Origin of the sequence: Nocardioides marmoriginsengisoli (genome assembly GCF_003725695.1) — a bacterium.
In the GTDB taxonomy this organism is placed as follows: Bacteria; Actinomycetota; Actinomycetes; order Propionibacteriales; family Nocardioidaceae; genus Marmoricola; species Marmoricola marmoriginsengisoli.
In genome coordinates, this window is record NZ_RJSE01000001.1 from 158,420 (window position 1) to 174,189 (window position 15,770).

Here is a 15,770-nt window from a genome sequence, read left to right on the forward strand (position 1 = left end):
GGCCGGGTTCGGCCGGGGCGCCCGGTGACGCTGACCCCGCGCACCCTCGCCCTGCTCGCCGTCGGGGTCGCCGCGGTCTCGCTGGCCGCACCGCTGATGGCCCAGCTGGCAGTGCCGGCGCTGGCGATCGCGTTCTGGCGCAACGCGCTCTCGACGGGCGTCCTCGTCCCGGTGGTCGTGGCCCGCCGGCGCGCCGAGGTCGCCGGGCTCGCCCGCCGCGACCTGGTGCTGATCGTCGTGGCCGGAGCCTGCCTGGCGGCGCACTTCGGGTTCTGGATCACCTCGCTGGGGATGACCTCGGTCGCGTCGAGCACCGCGATCGTCTCGCTCCAGGTGATCTGGGTGGTCGGCTGGGACCTGGTCACCGGGCGGCCGGTCCCGGCCCGGGTCGTGCTCGGGGTCCTGGTCGCCACCGTCGGCGCGATCGTGGTCTCCGGCGTCGACCTCTCGGTGTCCTCGCGGGCGCTCGCCGGCGACGGGCTCGCCCTGGTCGGCTCGGCCGCGGTGGCGGCGTACGCGATCCTCGGCGGGCGGCTGCGGCAGCGGGTCAGCACGACGACCTACACCGCCGGCGTGTACGGGGTCGCGGCGCTCGTCCTGCTGGTGGCCGCGCTCGTCGCCGGTCAGCGCCTTGGTGGCTACGGCGCCGAGCAGTGGGCCTGGCTGGCGCTGCTGGCCGCGACGGCGCAGCTGCTCGGCCACTCGGTCTTCAACCACCTGCTGGCCACGGTGACCCCGACGGTGGTGTCGCTGGCGCTGCTGCTGGAGATCCCGGGCGCGGCGCTGATCGCCGGCGTCTGGCTCGACCAGGTGCCCGGCTGGGGCGCCGTCGCCGGGCTGCTGCTGATCCTCGGCGGGATGGCTGCGGTGGTGCTCAGCGAGCCTGCTGGGCGGTCCATTCCTCCCGGGTGAGCCGGTAGTGCTGGGACGGGTCGTCGTACCACTTGTCGGTGGTGCCGAGGTGCACCATCCCGATCTTCCGGCAGACCGTCATCGACTTGTCGTTGGTCAGGTGGGTGACGGCGTGGATCTCGGGCAGGCCGCCGGCGAATCCGCGTGCCAGGACCGCCCGGGCGGCCTCCGGGGCGTAGCCGTGCCCCCAGGCGTCCGGGTGCAGGTGCCAGCCGATCTCCACCTCGCCGTCGCTGTTCGGCAGCGTCAGCAGCAGCACCGTGCCGATCACCCGGCCGTGCAGCGGTCCGCCGTCGGTGACCTCGCAGGCCCAGTGCCCCAGCGGCGGGTCGTCGCGACCGCGCCAGCGCTCGATCTTCTCGGTCGCCTCGGCGAGGTCCTTGGTCAGCACCGGCTCGCCGTCGCCGAGCCACTTGACCACCTCGACGCGGCTGAGGATGTCGAGGGCGACGGGCGCCTCCTCGAGCGCCCAGTCGCGGATCGTCAGCCGGTCGGTCTGCAGCAGCATCGAGCCACTCTGACACGGCCCGGAGCCAGGCGACACCTGGTTTTCCGGGCTCTCGTCCTAGGATGTCTCGGATCGCTCGCAGCCGGGCGACGCAACTCCGAAAGGGAGGGCCGCGTGGCCATCCAGGTAGTCATCCTCGCCGCCGGTCTGGGCACCCGCCTCGGCAAGCCGCACCCCAAGCCGCTCACGCCGCTGACCTCCGGCGAGAGCATCATGCGCCGAGCCGTGAACTCGCTGCGGGACGCGTACGGCGAGGAAGTCTTCGTGACCGCGGTCGTCGGCTTCAAGCTCGACCTGGTGATCGAGGCGATGCCGGACATCTCCTTCGTCTACAACGAGGTCTACGACTCCACCAACACCTCCAAGAGCCTGCTCAAGGCGCTCCGGCTCAGCCAGCCCGGGGGCGTCCTGTGGCTCAACGGCGACGTCGTCTTCGACCCGCGGGTCCTCGGCCTGATCCACGAGAAGATCGAGGCCGGGCACTCCTTCGTCGCGGTGAACACCGAGTCGGTCGCTGAGGAGGAGGTCAAGTACACCCTCGACGCGGACGGCTACATCGCCGAGCTCTCCAAGACCGTCGTCGGCGGCCTCGGCGAGGCGGTCGGCATCAACTACATCTCGGCGGACCAGAAGGCGGCGCTGATCGCGCGGCTGGAGGAGGCCGGCGAGCAGGACTACTTCGAGCGCGGTCTGGAGCTGGCGATCGAGAAGGACGGCATCCGGATCGAGGCCGTCGACATCTCCCAGTACCAGGTGGTCGAGGTCGACTTCGACGACGACCTCACCCGCGCCAACGCCTTCGTTCAGGGCTGAGACGCCGTTGTCCGCCGTGGCGCCCAAGGTCGAGGCGATCCGGGTCGACGACCGCGGGATCACCTTTCGGGCGACCGAGGACGACGTCGTCGACGTCCGCCTCGACGGCCGCCGGGTGTGGTCGTTCTGGTTGCAGCGCGATAGCGTGCCCGAGGCCGGCGGCCGGTACGTCGCTTGGCCGAACGCGCTGCGCCGCTTCCTGGACGGCGTCACCCGGCTGAGCCTGGTCGCGCACGTCACCGAGACCACGCTCTTCGACGAGGAGCTCACCTTCGGCACCGGCGGCGACCGGATCGCGGTGGTCAACGAGAAGGGCCAGCCGCTCGGCCTCGACAAGACCAACAAGCTGATGCTGACCTTCGACACCCGCAGCGCCGAGCACGTCGCGCCGCTGCTGGACTCCCTCGAGGAGGTCCTCGGGGTCATCAAGGAAGCCGGGATCGAGGCGTTCCCGGCGTACGGGACCCTGCTCGGCGCGGTCCGCGCCGGCAAGCTGATCGGCCACGACAGCGACGCCGACCTCGGCTACGTCAGCAAGCACAGCCACCCGGTGGACGTGATCCGGGAGTCGTTCCAGGTCCAGCGCCGGATCACCGAGCGCGGCTACGACACCTACCGCTACTCCGGGATCGCGTTCCGGATCGACGTGCTCGAGGGCGACGGCTCCAAGCGCGGCCTGGACGTCTTCGGCGGCTTCATCGCGGCCCCGTACGGCGACAACCCGGCGATGCTGTACCTGATGGGCGAGGTGGGCGCGCCGTTCGAGCTGGAGTGGATCTACCCGCTCGGAACCACCGTCCTCGAAGGGCGCACGCTGCCGGCGCCGGCCCGGCCGGAGAAGCTGCTCGAGGCGATGTACGGCCCGGGCTGGAAGGTGCCCGACCCGGCGTACCACTTCACCACGCCGCGGACGACGTACCGGCGCCTGAACGGCTGGTTCCGCGGCATCCGGGTGCTGCGCAACGAGTGGGAGCGCCGGTTCAGCACCACCCGGAACAAGCTGCCCGAGGACGGCCCGAGCGCGCTGGCCCAGCTGCTGGTCGAGCGCGAGGGGATGCCCGAGCTGCTGGTCGACCTCGGCGCCGGTCGCGGCGGGGACAGCCTCTGGTTCGCCCGGCAGGGTGCCCGGGTGCGGGCGCTGGACTTCGTCAAGCAGGCCTCGCTGGCGGTGCAGAAGGTCGCCGGGGACGAGCAGCTCGACCTGGTCGTCAAGGACGTCAACCTGAACTCGCTGCGGAGCTGGATGAGCGAGGCCATCCGACTGGCGCACACGCCCGGGCCCAAGGTGATCCTGGCCCGGAACCTGATCGACGCCCAGTCCGAGGTGTCGCGCGAGGCGACCTGGCGGCTCTGCGAGCTGGCGCTGCGCGACGGCGGCCGGCTCTACCTGGAGTTCCTGCGCGGGCAGCGTCGTGAGCGCACCGAGAAGGCGCTGCTCACCCCGCTTCCGGTGGCGGAGATCGTCGCGGAGCTGGAGCGGCACGGAGCCGTTATCGTTCATCAGGAGAACACCCACGAGGTGAAGCCGTCCGGAGCTCCCGGCCGGCCGTTGGCACGATTGGTGGCGGAGTGGCAAAGGTGACCGACAAGACAGGCCTGCGGAAGCGGGTGGCCCGCAAGGTCGCGAACGCGGCCGGCGGCGGCATCGTCGACGAGCTGTTCCAGCGGATCACCGAGCTCGAGGCCGAAGTCCAGGAGAACCGCAACCTCAACGTCCGGGTGGGCGAGCTCGTCGACCTGGTCTCCGAGCTGATGGCGCCGGTGGCCTCGCAGGACCCGGCCCGGATCGAGGCGGCGCTGGCGAAGTTCGAGCGCTCGCTCTGACTGAGGCCTGAGCCATGGCTGCGAAGGTCTTCCTGCACCTCGGGTTGCCGAAGACGGCGACCACCTACCTCCAGACGCTGATGTGGGCCGATCGCGACCTGATGCGCTCCCAGGGGGTGCTGCTCCCCGGGCGCGAGCGTCGTGACCACCTCTGGTCGTCGCGGATCGTGCGCGAGGACCCGAACCTCGCCGGGTACGACGAGCGCCGGCGGACGGCGTGGGACCGGCTTCGCGCCGAGATCGCCGCCTGGGACGGCAATGCCGTGATCAGCCACGAGTTCTTCGCCGGCGCCTCCGCCGAGCAGGCGGTCGCGATGATCGACGCGCTCGCCCCGGCCGAGGTGCACCTCGTGGTGACGGCCCGGGAGCCGGTCGGGCTCTTCGCCAGCAGCTGGCAGGAGAGCCTGAAGAACCGCGAGACGGCGACGATGGCGGAGTACGCGACCGCACCCGTCTCGGAGAGCTCGCAGGCGATCTGGAACTGGCGCACCCTCGACGTCCGGCTGGTCCTGGAGCGGTGGGCACCGGCGCTGCCGCCGGCGCAGGTGCACGTGCTGCCGCTGCCCGGGGCGGAGTCGCCGCGATCGCTGATCTGGGAGCGGTTCGCCGCGCTGATCGGGCTCGACCCGGCCGCGTTCGACCTGTCGGCGAGCTTCCCGAACGAGTCGATGGGCGTCGTCGAGGCCGAGACGCTGCGCCGGATCAACCTGCACCTGCAGGACGACGACTTCGACAAGCCGTTCGACAAGGGCGTCTACATCCGGACCTTCCTGGCCGACCAGCGGCTGGTGCCGCGCGGCGGCGACCGGTTCTGGCCGGACCCGGACGCGATCGCCGACTGCCGGGCGCGCGGCGAGGCGGCGGTGGCGCACATCCGGGAGGCCGGGTACGACGTGGTCGGCGACCTGGAGAGCCTGCGGGTCCCCGCCGAGCTGCCGGAGCGCCGTACCGTCGGCACGGTGACCGAGGCCGAGGTGGCCGCGACGGCGACCGCCCTCGCCGGCCGGATGCTGCACGACGTCCGGGACCTGACCAAGGAGCGGAACCGGCTCCAGCGGCAGCTGGCCAAGGCTCAGGCCGAGCCGCCGCTGCGGGCTGCGCTGGTGCACCGCTGGCCGTGGCTGGGCCGGGTGCTGTCCCGCTCGGACACGCCCTCGCCGTGACCTGTGTCATGGTCGGCGAGGCTCCACACACCGGTACCGACGGGTAATATCGGGCGGTGCCTGCGCGGCACCAACCGTCACCGGAAGGACGTCATCACCATGGCTCGACTGGCCCAGACCGAGGGACTCAACGACATCCAGGAGGAGATCCTCAAGGCTGTCCAGGCGTTCACGAACGAGAAGATCATCCCGGTCGCCCAGGAGCTCGAGCACGCCGACGAGTACCCGGCCGAGATCATCGAGGGCCTCAAGGAGCTCGGCGTCTTCGGCCTGATGATCCCCGAGGAGTACGGCGGTCTCGGCGAGTCGCTGCTGACCTACGCGCTCTGCGTCGAGGAGATCGCCCGCGGCTGGATGAGCGTCTCCGGTGTCATCAACACCCACTTCATCGTGGCGTACATGGTGATGCAGCACGGCACCGAGGAGCAGAAGCAGAAGTACCTGCCCCAGATGGCGACCGGCGAGATGCGTGGAGCGTTCTCGATGTCCGAGCCGGGACTCGGCTCCGACGTCGCGGCGGTCTCGACCAAGGCGGTCAAGCAGGCCGACGGCAGCTACTCGATCACCGGCTCGAAGATGTGGCTGACCAACGGCGCCCAGTCGCGCCTGGTCGCCACCCTGTGCAAGACCGACGAGGGTGCCGACTCGGTCTACAAGAACATGACCACCTTCCTGATCGAGAAGGAAGCCGGCTTCGGCGAGACCGCTCCCGGCCTGACCATCCCGGGCAAGATCGACAAGATGGGCTACAAGGGCGTCGAGACCACCGAGATGGTGCTCGAGAACCATGTCGTCCGGGAGGACCAGATCCTCGGCGGGGAGACCGGCAAGGGCTTCTACCAGATGATGGACGGCGTCGAGGTCGGCCGCGTCAACGTCGCCGCCCGCGCCTGCGGCCTGGCGATCCGCGGCTTCGAGCTCGGCGTCGAGTACGCCCAGCAGCGCCAGACCATGGGCAAGCCGATCGCCAAGCACCAGGCGATCCTCTTCCGGATCGCGGAGATGGCCACCAAGGTCGAGGTCGCGCACACCATGATGGTGAAGGCGGCCCGGATGAAGGACACCGGTCAGCGGATGGACGTCGAGGCCGGGATGGCGAAGATGGTCGCCTCCGAGTACGCCCACGAGGTCGTCGAGGACTCGTTCCGGATCCACGGCGGGTACGGCTACTCCAAGGAGTACGAGATCGAGCGGCTCTACCGCGAGGTCGCGTTCATGCTGATCGGCGAGGGCACCTCGGACATCCAGAAGATGATCATCGGCAACGCGATGCTCAAGGACTACAAGAGCAAGAACTGACCTTGACGGGCAGCGCGTCACCGACCTAGTCGGTGGCGCGCTGCTTGCCTTTTCCGAGCGCGTCCAGCGCCGCCTTCAGCCGTTCGTCGTCGCGGTCGACCGCCGGCACCAGCAGCTCGGTCATCACGTCGAGGACGTCGGAGAGGCGCTCGTTGAGGCGGCGGTTCTCCTCGACCGCCCCCATCAGCTCGGTGACCCGCGCCTCCAGCTTGGCGATCCGGTTGTCCCTGCTCAGCGGGTTCTTCACCGACCCACTCCTTCCTTGGTCCAGCTCACGACGAGACGACAGATGACCGGGTTCTCCTTGCCGAGCGGCGCCAGGCCGCGACCGGTCGTCTGCTCGACGACCCGGCCCCCGTGCCGCTCGATCTCGGCGACGATCGCCGCCGGACGGGCGAAGGTGCGGGCGTGCTTGCCGAAGTGCTTGCGCGCGCCCCGCTCGGCGTCGGTGCGGAACTCCAGGAAGGTCAGCCCGCCGCGGCGCCCGGCGATCGCGCAGAACCGCCACAGGCCGATCCGGCCGGAGGGTGCCAGCGCGTCGATCAGGCCGCGCGCGTAGATGTGCCGGGGGTGCGGGTCGTGGGCGAACTTGGTGGCGGTGGTCAGCACCGAGTGCAGCGACTCCGGGTTGATCGGTCGGTACCGGATTTTCAGGCCGGCCTTCGCGGTGGCCTGCTTGGCCGCCGTCCGGGCGGAGCCGCAGTAGTCCGACCCGACGGTCCCGTGACCCTCCTGGGTGAACCAGATCGCGTCCCGGCCGGTGCCGGAGCCGAGCTCGATGATCCGGTCCTTCGGCTCCATCCGCTCGGCGGCCCAGCGGGCGAACAGCGACGGCTCGGAGGGGACCTCGCGGTGGGGGCCCTTGTAGAACTCCTGCCAGTGCGGCAGCCGGCTCCGGGTGCCGCGGAACCAGTGCGACATCCGGCGTACGTTCGCCGGCGGGTGGCCGAAGTGGAAGGCCGGGTCGGGGACCTTCCAGCCGGGTCCGTAGGTGAACTCGAGGAAGCGGGGTACGTCGGCCGGGGCCGGGAAGCTGACGCCTTCGAGGTCGATCTCGCCGAACGGCAGGATCGCGTCCCGGTCCAGCGTCCCGGTCAGCGAGCCGGTGATGTTGAAGGTGTCGCCGATGTGGAAGGACCCGAAGACGTCGACGCCGGCGCGCTTGCCGCTGGGCAGCGGCACCCAGATCTTGAAGTTCGCCGAGGACATCCGGATCACCTGCCAGCCGAGCCGGGCCATCGTCTTCTCGGCCCTGCGGGACTCCTGGATGATGTCGAACGGGTGCGTGTAGGCGCTCAGGAAGGCCAGGTCGAGGTCCGAGTCGTGGCCGATCATCGCCCCGGACCGGGCCGCGCCGAGCAGGCCGCCGTAGCAGAGGTAGGCGTCCAGGCCGCACGCGTCGCGCAGGTCGACGAGGACCCGCTTCGCCGCCGAGATCAGCTCGGCCCGGGCGTCGCCGGCGTAGTCCTCGAAGGTGCGCTGGAGCCGGCCGCCCTTGTCCAGCGACAGCGGGTTGCCGAGGTCGTCGACCAGGACCAGCGGGTCGCCGGAGCGGCCGAACTTGACCGCACCCTCGAAGACGACGCTGCCGCCGTTGTGCGGGACCAGCTCGACCTGGGCGATCCCGTCGAGCCGGGACGCGATCGGCTTCGGCCAGGTGACGAGGATCGCCGGACCGAGGCGGTGGCCGTCCCGTTCCGGGGTGAAGGACCAGATCCGGTGGCCGCCGAACTTCAGGTCGAGCGGGACGTCGGCGATGCCGTCGAGGGAGCCGGTCAGGCGGATGCCCCGGCTGTCGATGTGAACGCCCACTGTGCCCCTTCCGGCTGTCGTCTGCCTGACAGGCCACCCTACCGGCGCGGACGGGTGCGGGAACGCAGCCGGCCCGGACCCGTCGTACGACGTGGTCCGGGCCGGAGCGTGCGGTCAGCGCAGGGTGCGGTTGACCTTCGGCGCTTCGCCGAGGTTGAAGCCGTTGTCGAAAGCAGCGGCCTCGACGTGCAGCTTGCCCTTGCGCAGGCCCCTGATCGCCGGGGTCTGCCAGGCGCCGGCCGCGTTCACCCGCATGCTGGCCGGGCGGGCCTTGCTCTTGCGGAGGGTCTTGGTGAGGCCGGAGTAGCCCTTGAGCCACTTCCGCTTGTGGAAGTCGTAGGCGTACCAGACGCCGCCGCGCTTCTGGACGACGAAGGCCATCGCGCCGCTGACTCCGGTCTCGGCATCGGTGGCGGTGCCCTTGATCCGGCGCCAGGAGGCGACCTTGGTCGGGTTGGCCGGGGTGGTGATCCGGACCCGGGGGTTCGTCACGTCGCGCTTCACCGTCAGCGCCGGCAGGTTGACGGTCGTGACGTTGCCGAACTGGTCGGTCAGGCGCACCTTCGGGGTGAAGGTGCCGGGCCGGTGGTACTTCAGCTTGTAGGTGGGCTTGGTCCAGGTGGTCGGGGGCGAGCCGTCGCCGGCCTGGATGGTCCGGGTGATGGAACCGCCCGGGGTGTTGTCCGACAGGCTGGTCTGGGTGACGGTGAAGGCCGCCGCCTCGATCTCGTCGAAGCTCTGCGCGTCGAAGTCGATCGTCATGAAGGCCGACGTCCGGTTCACCGTGTAGGTGCCGGTCGGGCCGGTGCTGTCGAGGGTGATCGCGGTGAACGGCACGGACTCCACTGCGCCGAGGGTTTCGCCGCTCTTCGCGCGCACCGCGAGCCAGTACTCGCCACCGGAGACGAGGTCGGCGGTAGCGAGGTCGGCGGTAGCGGGGGCACCCGCGTTCGCGGCGAAGTCCTTGCTCTTGACGACGGAGGTGGCTGCCTCGTCGTCGGTGATGAGCACCTTGTAGGTGGTCGCCGTGTCGTTCGCGGTCCAGGATGCGTTGACAACCCACTCCTGGCCGACCTGGCTCTGCGAGACGGCCAGGTTGGTGACCGGATCGGTCGGGGCGGCCTGAGCCGGCGCGATCACCGTCAGGCTGATCGCGGCGGTCGCAAAGGCGGCGACGGTCGCGGCGTACGGGCGGAACTTCACGGGTACCTCCGAGGGGGTGTTCGGGCCCGCAGGGCGTGCGGGCGCTCATTGATCAGACCCGATCCGGGGGTGGCTGTCACGCGAATACCGATATTCGGACCCGAAGGGAGCCGGAAACCTCCTCGACGGGCCGCGGGCCGGATGACATGGTGGTCACCGAAGTCGACGACGGAGGACGTACCCCATGGCTGAGCAGAATTCGAACGACGACCTCAAGGCGAAGATGCGCGAGGCGCTCGACCGCAAGAAGGCGAACGACCGCGGGGTCCCGAAGGACGCCCCGGGCAAGGAGAAGGCGCACGGCTCCGAGGTGGTCGGCGGCGCTCCGAAGATGCATCGCCGCAAGGCCGGGGGTGGCGGGTCGTGAGGAATGCCACGCCTGCCGGGCTCGCCTGAACGGCCCGCTTTCGGCACGATGGGACGGCCCCCGGAACGGGGAGCCGCCCCTGACGAAAGAGTGAGCCATGCAGTTCGGTCGTAGCTACGAGGAGTTCGAGGTCGGTGCGACCTACAAGCACTGGCCCGGCAAGACGGTCACCGAGTACGACGACCACCTGTTCTGCCTGCTCACGATGAACCATCACCCGCTGCACCTGGACGTCAACTACGCCGAGAAGACGACGCAGTTCGGCAAGAACGTCGTGGTCGGCAACTACGTGTACTCGATCCTGCTCGGCATGTCCGTCGCGGACATCTCCGGCAAGGCGATCGCGAACCTCGAGGTCGAGTCGCTGCGCCACGTCGCGCCGACCTTCCACGGCGACACCCTGTACGGCGAGACCACCGTGCTGGAGAAGACCGAGTCGAAGTCGAAGGACGACCGCGGCGTCGTCTACGTCGAGACCATCGGCTACAACCAGGACGGGAAGATCGTCTGCGTCTTCCGCCGCAAGGTGATGGTGCCGAAGAACAGCTACCTGGAGTCGCGCGGCGGCGAGCAGCCGGGTCGCCCGGTTCCGGTCCCGGACAAGAACTGGGCGGGTCCGAGCGCCTAGCGCCCCCGCGCGAAGGCTCGGGCCAGCGGCAGGATGCCGAGGATCAGCACCATCGGCACCGCGAACCCGATCCTCAGGTCGTTGTTGCCGACGGCACCGGTGAGCACGGAGCCGAGCAGGGCGCCGAGGTAGTTGAACTGGTTGAACCGGGCGATCACCGCATCGACGCGGGCCTGCCGGGTCACCGGGTCCTCGTCGACCCCGCCGGCGATCCGGGCGGCGGCGGAGAAGCTCAGCGGGGCGATCACGCCGACGCCGCTGCCGAGGATCAGGAAGCCGAGCACGGCCACCGGCCAGGTCGGCGCGAACACCACGATCGCCAGCGCGAGCGCAGCGACCACACCGCCGATGCGGAGGATGACGACCTCGCCGTACCGCCCCACCAGGTTGTCGCCGGCCAGGCGCATCCCGCCGCTGGAGATCAGGTACGGGACGACCGCCAGGGCGAAGAGCCCGGACGGGGTGTCGTCGAAGACGTGCTCCAGGTACAGCGGCCCCCAGGTGAACGCGGCCGTGTCGACCATGTAGAAGAGCACCATCCCCAGCCCCACCAGCAGGATCGGCCGCCACGGGATCTCCAGCTTCGGCGCGTCGGCGGCGGGGTCGCCGACCCGGCGCAGGAACGGGCGGGTCAGGACGATCAGCGGCACCACCGCGAGCACCGCCCCGGCCCCGATCGCCAGGTGCGAGGTGGCGAGGGTGACGCCCGCGCCGAGCAGCCCGCCGACCGTCCATGCGCCGTGGAAGGACGGCAGGATCGGCCGCCCGTACCGGTGCTCCAGGGCGACGCCCTGCATGTTGGTGGTGGCATCGACCATCCCGAGGGCGACGCCGTACACGGCCATCGACGCCGCGAAGAACCCGAACTCCGGCGCCAGCGACATCACCGGTACGGCGAGCGTGATCAGCGCCAGACCGGTGCGCAGCAGCGTCGCCGAGTCCCGGGTCCTGGCCAGCGTCTCGGCCAGGACCGAACCGGCGCCGGCGAGCAGCACCATCATCAGCAGCAGCAGGGTGAGCTCGTTGTCGGAGAGGTCCCACTTGTCGGTGAAGTCGGGCAACCGGGTGGTCAGGTTGATGAACACCATGCCCTGGGTCGCGAACGCGGCCGCCACCGCGAGCCGGGCGCGGCGGAGCTCGGGGCCGATCGTCGCGGGGGTGTCCGAGAAGTGGGGACTTGTCACCGAGCCAGGATCGCAGAAGGCTCGGGGCCATGAGTGCGAATGCAGCCGGTGAGCTCTGGGTCGTCCGGCACGGCGAGACCGAGTGGAGCGCGAGCGGCCGGCACACCTCGACGACCGACGTCCCGCTGACCGCGGCCGGCGAGGAGTCGGCCCGCGGGCTGGCGGCCAGGCTCTCCGGGACGGCGTTCGACCTGGTGCTGACCAGCCCGCGGCAACGGGCCCGTCGTACGGCGGAGCTGGCGGGGTTCGCGGACGCGGTCGTCTCCGCGGACCTGGTCGAGTGGGACTACGGCGACTACGAGGGCATCACCACGGCGCAGATCCGGGAGAGCGTGCCCGGCTGGACGGTGTGGAGCCATCCCTGCCCGGGCGGGGAGGACGCGGCCCGGGTGACGGCGCGGCTGGACCGGGTGGTGGCCGACGTACGGGCCCGCGGCGGCCGGGTGCTGGTCTTCGGCCACGGACACGCCTCCCGCGCGCTCGCTTGCCGCTGGCTGGACCAGCCGGTGACGGAGGGGCGGCTCTTCCGGCTCGACACCGCGACGGTCTCGGTCCTCGGGTACGAGCGGGAGTCGCCGGTCGTGGCGCGCTGGAACGCCTAGGCTTCAGCCGTGTCACTCGTGGCTTCCTGTCCCCGCTGCACGTCCGCCATCGTCGAGGCCGACGACGCCTGGACCTGCCCGGTGCACGGCACCATCCACCCGCTGTGGCGTCCGGACACGGCCGACTACGAGACCTTCGCCGAGCTGGTCGGCCGCTCCGCCGACCTGCCGACGTACCTGCCGTGGCCGATGAGCCCGGGCTGGTCGATCGCCGACTTCGGCTGCGTCGAGGGCGGCGACCGGACCTACGCGACGGTGACCACCACGGTCGGCACCAGCGACCTCGACGGACCGGTGGAGGTCACCGTGATCTCCGAGGACCCCGGAGTGGGGCTGGGGGCGCGATGCGCCGGGACCGCGTACGACGACCCGGGCGAGCAGATCGGGCTGGGACCGCACGCGATCCACGTCCGGGCCGGCGGGCGGGCGGTGCCGATGTGGGCCGTCGACCCGTCGATCGAGGACGACCTGCTGGCCAAGTCGGTCTTCGCCGGTGAGGCGGACGGCCGGTGGTTGTGGCTGGTGATCCGGCCGGCCTCGGCGGCGCTGCTGCTCCGCGACGACTGGCTGCTGGCCGACGTCACCGGGTTCGGCCCGGAGGCGCTGGAGATGCCGTTCGGCGGTGCCCGGCCGAGCTGGTGACGGGCTACTGCACCGGCTTGCAGTCGTAGACGCCGCCGCACCAGACCTTGCGCGCACCGGAGTCGCCGACCCGGAACACCTGGTAGGCGGTCGCGAGCGAGGCGACGATCGCCAGCGCGGCGACCACCTTGATCGCGGTGGAGGGCGTCGAGCTGCCGCTCTCCGAGGCCGGCGCGGCCTCCCGGCGGTCGAGGACGACCAGGGCGATCAGCAGGGCCAGCAGCGGCAGCGCGAACCAGATCAGCTGGTCGCCGAGCTGCTGGTGCTTGCCGACATCGAGCTGGAGGGTCTTCTCGAACTTCTTGCCGCTCTGGGTCGCGACCGGGACCAGCGCGGTGGCGACCACGCCGATACCGACCACCAGCGGCCCGTAGGTCCGGCGCCAGGCCGGCCGGAGCGCGATCGCCAGGGTGCCGAGCACCGTGAGCGGGAGCAGGACGACGACGCCGTGCACGACGAGCGGGTGCAGCGGGATCCCGGTGATGGTGTCGAACATGGTCCCAGCCTGACTCACGGAGCCTGAAAAGCCGAGCACCCGGCGCTGTCGGTCCTCCGGCTCGCGGTTCGTCAGGGATGCCTCGGCGGCTCTACCCTCAGGGCATGGAATTGGCCCTGTTCACGAGCGTCTTCGTGACACTTTTCGTGATCATGGATCCGGTCGGCACCATCCCGATCTTCCTCTCGCTCACCGGCGGCCGGTCGCCGCAGGTTGCCCGGCGGCTCGCCTGGCAGGCGGTCACGGTCTCGTTCGGCGTGATCAGCGCGTTCGCGTTCTTCGGCCAGCAGATCCTCGGCTACCTGCACATCTCGCTGCCGGCGCTGCAGTGCGCCGGCGGTCTGCTGCTGCTCCTGGTCGCCCTGGAGCTGCTCACCGGCAAGGAGTCCGAGCAGGTGGCGAGCGGCGAGACCAACGTCGCGCTGGTGCCGCTGGGCACGCCGCTGCTCGCCGGACCGGGCGCGATCGTGGCGACGATGGTGTTCAGCAAGCAGGTCGACGGGTGGGGGCAGTTCTCGGCGGTGGCGCTCGGCGTGATCGGCGTGCACCTGACGATCTGGCTGGCGATGCGGTTCTCGCTGCCGATCCTGCGGTTGATCCGGGAGAGCGGCGTGATGCTGGTGACGCGGATCGCCGGTCTGCTGCTCTCCGCGATCGCGGTGCAGATGGTGGCGAACGCAGTGCGGGCGTTCATCGCGGGCGAGGGGTAGCTACCTACGTCCCATGCTCTGGAACCGCTGCAGCAACCCGCCCGGCACGTACTTCGCCCCGGTGACGATCGCCTTGTAGCGCAGGGTCGGGACGCTGATCGCCTTGCCGGCGTCCAGGTCGGCGAGGGCGGCGCGCACGAACTCCTCGGCGTCCAACCACAGGAAGTCCGGGGCGGAGTCGCGGCCGACCTCCATCCGCTCGTGGAACTCGGTGCGGACGAACCCGGGGCAGAGCGCCATCACGTGCACCCCCTGCGGCTTGTACTCGTTGTGCGCCCACTCGCTGAACCGGGTGACGTAGGCCTTGGCGGCGGAGTACGTCCCGCGGGGGAGGTAGCCGGCGACCGAGGAGACGTTGACGATCTGGCCGCTGCCGCGCTCCACCATCGGCCCGAGGGCGGCGTGCGTCAGCCGCATCGGCGCGACCACCAGGACGTCGAGGTGCGCTTGCTCCTGCTCGACGGTGTTGTCCAGGAAGCGGCCCTTGAGGCCGAACCCGGCGTTGTTGACCAGCAGGTCGACCGGCCGGTACGCGTCGGCCAGCCGCTCCTCCACGACCTCCAGCGCCGCCCGGTCGGTCAAATCGGCAGCAATCACCTCGGTCCGGACACCGAACTCCTGGGTGAGCTGGAGAGCGACCTCGCCGAGCCGCTCCTCGTTGCGGGCGACCAGCACGATGTCGGTGCCGCGCGCGGCCAGCTGGCGGGCGAGCTCCAGGCCGATGCCGGCGGTGGCTCCGGTGATCAGGGCGGTACGAGAATTCGAGGGCGACATGCGCCACAGCATTCCCGGCAGTGGTCAACGGACACAAGGGGCGGCTGGCATGATGGTCCGTGATGTCCACGACCCGCGTGATCGCCGTCGCCAACCAGAAGGGTGGCGTCGCCAAGACGACCACTGTTGCCTCCCTCGGCACCGCGTTCGCCGAGCTGGGTCAGCGGGTGCTGCTCGTCGACCTGGATCCGCAGGCGTGCCTGACGTTCAGCCTCGGCATCGATCCGGAGGACCTGGACCTCTCGATCCACCACGTGCTGACCAAGGGGCTGCCGGTCACCGAGGTGATGGCCACCACCGAGGACGGCGTCGACCTGGTCCCGGCGACGATCGAGCTCGCCCGGGCGGAGGCCGACCTGCTCACCCGGACCGGCCGCGAGTACGTGATCCGCTCGATGGTCGAGGACCTCGACGGCGAGTACGACTGGGTCCTGCTGGACTGCCCGCCGTCGCTAGGCGTCCTCACCGTCGCCGCGCTGACCGCGGCGACCGGCGTCCTGATCCCGTTGCAGTGCGAGACGCTCTCGCACCGGGGCGTGGGGCAGCTGCTCGACACCGTCCACGACGTCCGCCGGTTCACCAACCGCGAGCTCGAGGTCTGGGGCGTCCTGCCCACCCTGTACGACGGCCGCACCACCCACGCGCGCGCGGTCCTGGACACCATCTCCGAGACTTACGACCTGGCCGTCATCGAGCCGCCGATCCCGAAGTCGATCCGGTTCGCCGAGGCCCCGGCCGCCGGCCGCTCGATCCTCACCACGGCGCGCTCCACCAAGGGCGCCGAGGCCTACCGCGCGGTCGCCAAGAACCTGGTCGAGCGAGGCTGATCGGCC

The 15,770-nt window shown here is 70.6% G+C and carries 19 protein-coding genes; 12 read left to right on the top strand and 7 right to left on the bottom strand.

The features are described 5' to 3' along the window. Window positions 1–24: 24 nt before the first annotated feature. Entirely contained in the window at window positions 25–912 is an 888-nt protein-coding gene (locus EFK50_RS00790; RefSeq protein WP_221177225.1) for a DMT family transporter, read from the top strand. On the opposite strand, the gene EFK50_RS00795 is transcribed toward EFK50_RS00790, so the two are convergent. Next, the gene (locus EFK50_RS00795) at window positions 875–1,420 is read right to left on the bottom strand and encodes a GNAT family N-acetyltransferase (RefSeq protein ID WP_123225642.1); all 546 of its coding nucleotides are present in this window, start codon (window positions 1,418–1,420) and stop codon (window positions 875–877) included. The two genes, EFK50_RS00790 and EFK50_RS00795, sit on opposite strands and share 38 nt — an antisense overlap. A 114-nt stretch (window positions 1,421–1,534) precedes the next feature. Here EFK50_RS00795 and EFK50_RS00800 point away from each other — a divergent pair, with 114 nt between their 5' ends. The 5 genes from EFK50_RS00800 (at window position 1,535) to EFK50_RS00820 (ending at window position 6,519) form a co-directional block, all read left to right on the top strand. Next, a complete protein-coding gene (locus EFK50_RS00800; protein WP_123225643.1) occupies window positions 1,535–2,233 on the top strand; it encodes a phosphocholine cytidylyltransferase family protein in 699 nt (232 codons plus the stop codon). 16 nt (window positions 2,234–2,249) lie between these two features. Then, window positions 2,250–3,815, top strand: coding sequence for a class I SAM-dependent methyltransferase (locus EFK50_RS00805; protein ID WP_148046008.1), 1,566 nt, complete (start codon window positions 2,250–2,252; stop codon window positions 3,813–3,815). After that, the gene (locus EFK50_RS00810) at window positions 3,812–4,057 is read left to right on the top strand and encodes a DUF6752 domain-containing protein (RefSeq protein ID WP_246003968.1); all 246 of its coding nucleotides are present in this window, start codon (window positions 3,812–3,814) and stop codon (window positions 4,055–4,057) included. Before EFK50_RS00805 ends, EFK50_RS00810 begins: the two co-directional genes overlap by 4 nt. A 14-nt stretch (window positions 4,058–4,071) precedes the next feature. After that, the gene (locus tag EFK50_RS00815) at window positions 4,072–5,220 is read left to right on the top strand and encodes a hypothetical protein (RefSeq protein WP_123225645.1); all 1,149 of its coding nucleotides are present in this window, start codon (window positions 4,072–4,074) and stop codon (window positions 5,218–5,220) included. Window positions 5,221–5,319: 99 nt separating this feature from the next. Continuing rightward, window positions 5,320–6,519: an acyl-CoA dehydrogenase family protein gene (locus tag EFK50_RS00820; protein WP_123225646.1), complete on the top strand. Its 1,200-nt coding sequence runs from the start codon at window positions 5,320–5,322 to the stop codon at window positions 6,517–6,519. A 25-nt stretch (window positions 6,520–6,544) separates the two neighbouring features. On the opposite strand, the gene EFK50_RS00825 is transcribed toward EFK50_RS00820, so the two are convergent. The 3 genes from EFK50_RS00825 to EFK50_RS00835 all read right to left on the bottom strand — a co-directional run bounded on the left by EFK50_RS00825 (window position 6,545) and on the right by EFK50_RS00835 (window position 9,534). Further along, complete coding sequence (locus EFK50_RS00825; protein WP_123225647.1) at window positions 6,545–6,766, bottom strand: DUF6752 domain-containing protein; 222 nt, start codon at window positions 6,764–6,766, stop codon at window positions 6,545–6,547. Next, complete coding sequence (locus EFK50_RS00830) at window positions 6,763–8,331, bottom strand: class I SAM-dependent methyltransferase (protein ID WP_123225648.1); 1,569 nt, start codon at window positions 8,329–8,331, stop codon at window positions 6,763–6,765. Before EFK50_RS00830 ends, EFK50_RS00825 begins: the two co-directional genes overlap by 4 nt. A 114-nt stretch (window positions 8,332–8,445) precedes the next feature. Beyond that, the gene (locus EFK50_RS00835; protein WP_123225649.1) at window positions 8,446–9,534 is read right to left on the bottom strand and encodes a PKD domain-containing protein; all 1,089 of its coding nucleotides are present in this window, start codon (window positions 9,532–9,534) and stop codon (window positions 8,446–8,448) included. 184 nt (window positions 9,535–9,718) lie between these two features. Between EFK50_RS00835 and EFK50_RS00840 the strand changes: the two genes are divergently transcribed. Both EFK50_RS00840 and EFK50_RS00845 read left to right on the top strand, forming a co-directional pair. Further along, window positions 9,719–9,901, top strand: coding sequence for a DUF5302 domain-containing protein (locus EFK50_RS00840; RefSeq protein WP_123225650.1), 183 nt, complete (start codon window positions 9,719–9,721; stop codon window positions 9,899–9,901). 97 nt (window positions 9,902–9,998) lie between these two features. Further along, entirely contained in the window at window positions 9,999–10,529 is a 531-nt protein-coding gene (locus EFK50_RS00845) for a MaoC family dehydratase (protein WP_123225651.1), read from the top strand. Here the strand turns inward: EFK50_RS00845 and EFK50_RS00850 are convergent. Next, entirely contained in the window at window positions 10,526–11,713 is a 1,188-nt protein-coding gene (locus EFK50_RS00850; RefSeq protein ID WP_246003969.1) for an MFS transporter, read from the bottom strand. The two genes, EFK50_RS00845 and EFK50_RS00850, sit on opposite strands and share 4 nt — an antisense overlap. Before the next feature lie 29 nt (window positions 11,714–11,742). Here EFK50_RS00850 and EFK50_RS00855 point away from each other — a divergent pair, with 29 nt between their 5' ends. Together EFK50_RS00855 and EFK50_RS00860 are read left to right on the top strand one after the other, a co-directional pair. Then, window positions 11,743–12,315, top strand: a complete 573-nt coding sequence (locus tag EFK50_RS00855) for a histidine phosphatase family protein (RefSeq protein WP_123225652.1) — start codon at window positions 11,743–11,745, stop codon at window positions 12,313–12,315. 9 nt (window positions 12,316–12,324) lie between these two features. Beyond that, window positions 12,325–12,957, top strand: coding sequence for a DUF6758 family protein (locus EFK50_RS00860; protein ID WP_123225653.1), 633 nt, complete (start codon window positions 12,325–12,327; stop codon window positions 12,955–12,957). 4 nt (window positions 12,958–12,961) lie between these two features. On the opposite strand, the gene EFK50_RS00865 is transcribed toward EFK50_RS00860, so the two are convergent. Continuing rightward, the gene (locus EFK50_RS00865; RefSeq protein WP_123225654.1) at window positions 12,962–13,453 is read right to left on the bottom strand and encodes a DUF2231 domain-containing protein; all 492 of its coding nucleotides are present in this window, start codon (window positions 13,451–13,453) and stop codon (window positions 12,962–12,964) included. Window positions 13,454–13,557: 104 nt separating this feature from the next. Here EFK50_RS00865 and EFK50_RS00870 point away from each other — a divergent pair, with 104 nt between their 5' ends. After that, a complete protein-coding gene (locus tag EFK50_RS00870; protein WP_123225655.1) occupies window positions 13,558–14,163 on the top strand; it encodes a MarC family protein in 606 nt (201 codons plus the stop codon). Here EFK50_RS00870 and EFK50_RS00875 read toward each other — a convergent pair whose 3' ends face one another. After that, window positions 14,164–14,937, bottom strand: coding sequence for an SDR family NAD(P)-dependent oxidoreductase (locus tag EFK50_RS00875; RefSeq protein WP_123225656.1), 774 nt, complete (start codon window positions 14,935–14,937; stop codon window positions 14,164–14,166). A gap of 62 nt (window positions 14,938–14,999) precedes the next feature. Between EFK50_RS00875 and EFK50_RS00880 the strand changes: the two genes are divergently transcribed. Next, window positions 15,000–15,764, top strand: coding sequence for a ParA family protein (locus tag EFK50_RS00880; protein ID WP_123225657.1), 765 nt, complete (start codon window positions 15,000–15,002; stop codon window positions 15,762–15,764). The last annotated feature ends 6 nt before the right edge of the window (window positions 15,765–15,770 follow it).

Bases quoted from the DNA above. Each gene is read 5' to 3' on its own strand.
- EFK50_RS00875 (WP_123225656.1), bottom strand. From the start codon at position 14,937: ATGTCGCCCTCGAATTCTCGTACCGCCCTGATCACCGGAGCCACCGCC.
- EFK50_RS00795 (WP_123225642.1), bottom strand. From the start codon at position 1,420: ATGCTGCTGCAGACCGACCGGCTGACGATCCGCGACTGGGCGCTCGAG.
- EFK50_RS00840 (WP_123225650.1), top strand. From the start codon at position 9,719: ATGGCTGAGCAGAATTCGAACGACGACCTCAAGGCGAAGATGCGCGAG.
- EFK50_RS00815 (WP_123225645.1), top strand. From the start codon at position 4,072: ATGGCTGCGAAGGTCTTCCTGCACCTCGGGTTGCCGAAGACGGCGACC.
- EFK50_RS00880 (WP_123225657.1), top strand. From the start codon at position 15,000: ATGTCCACGACCCGCGTGATCGCCGTCGCCAACCAGAAGGGTGGCGTC.
- EFK50_RS00855 (WP_123225652.1), top strand. From the start codon at position 11,743: ATGAGTGCGAATGCAGCCGGTGAGCTCTGGGTCGTCCGGCACGGCGAG.
- EFK50_RS00820 (WP_123225646.1), top strand. From the start codon at position 5,320: ATGGCTCGACTGGCCCAGACCGAGGGACTCAACGACATCCAGGAGGAG.
- EFK50_RS00845 (WP_123225651.1), top strand. From the start codon at position 9,999: ATGCAGTTCGGTCGTAGCTACGAGGAGTTCGAGGTCGGTGCGACCTAC.
- EFK50_RS00865 (WP_123225654.1), bottom strand. From the start codon at position 13,453: ATGTTCGACACCATCACCGGGATCCCGCTGCACCCGCTCGTCGTGCAC.
- EFK50_RS00870 (WP_123225655.1), top strand. From the start codon at position 13,558: ATGGAATTGGCCCTGTTCACGAGCGTCTTCGTGACACTTTTCGTGATC.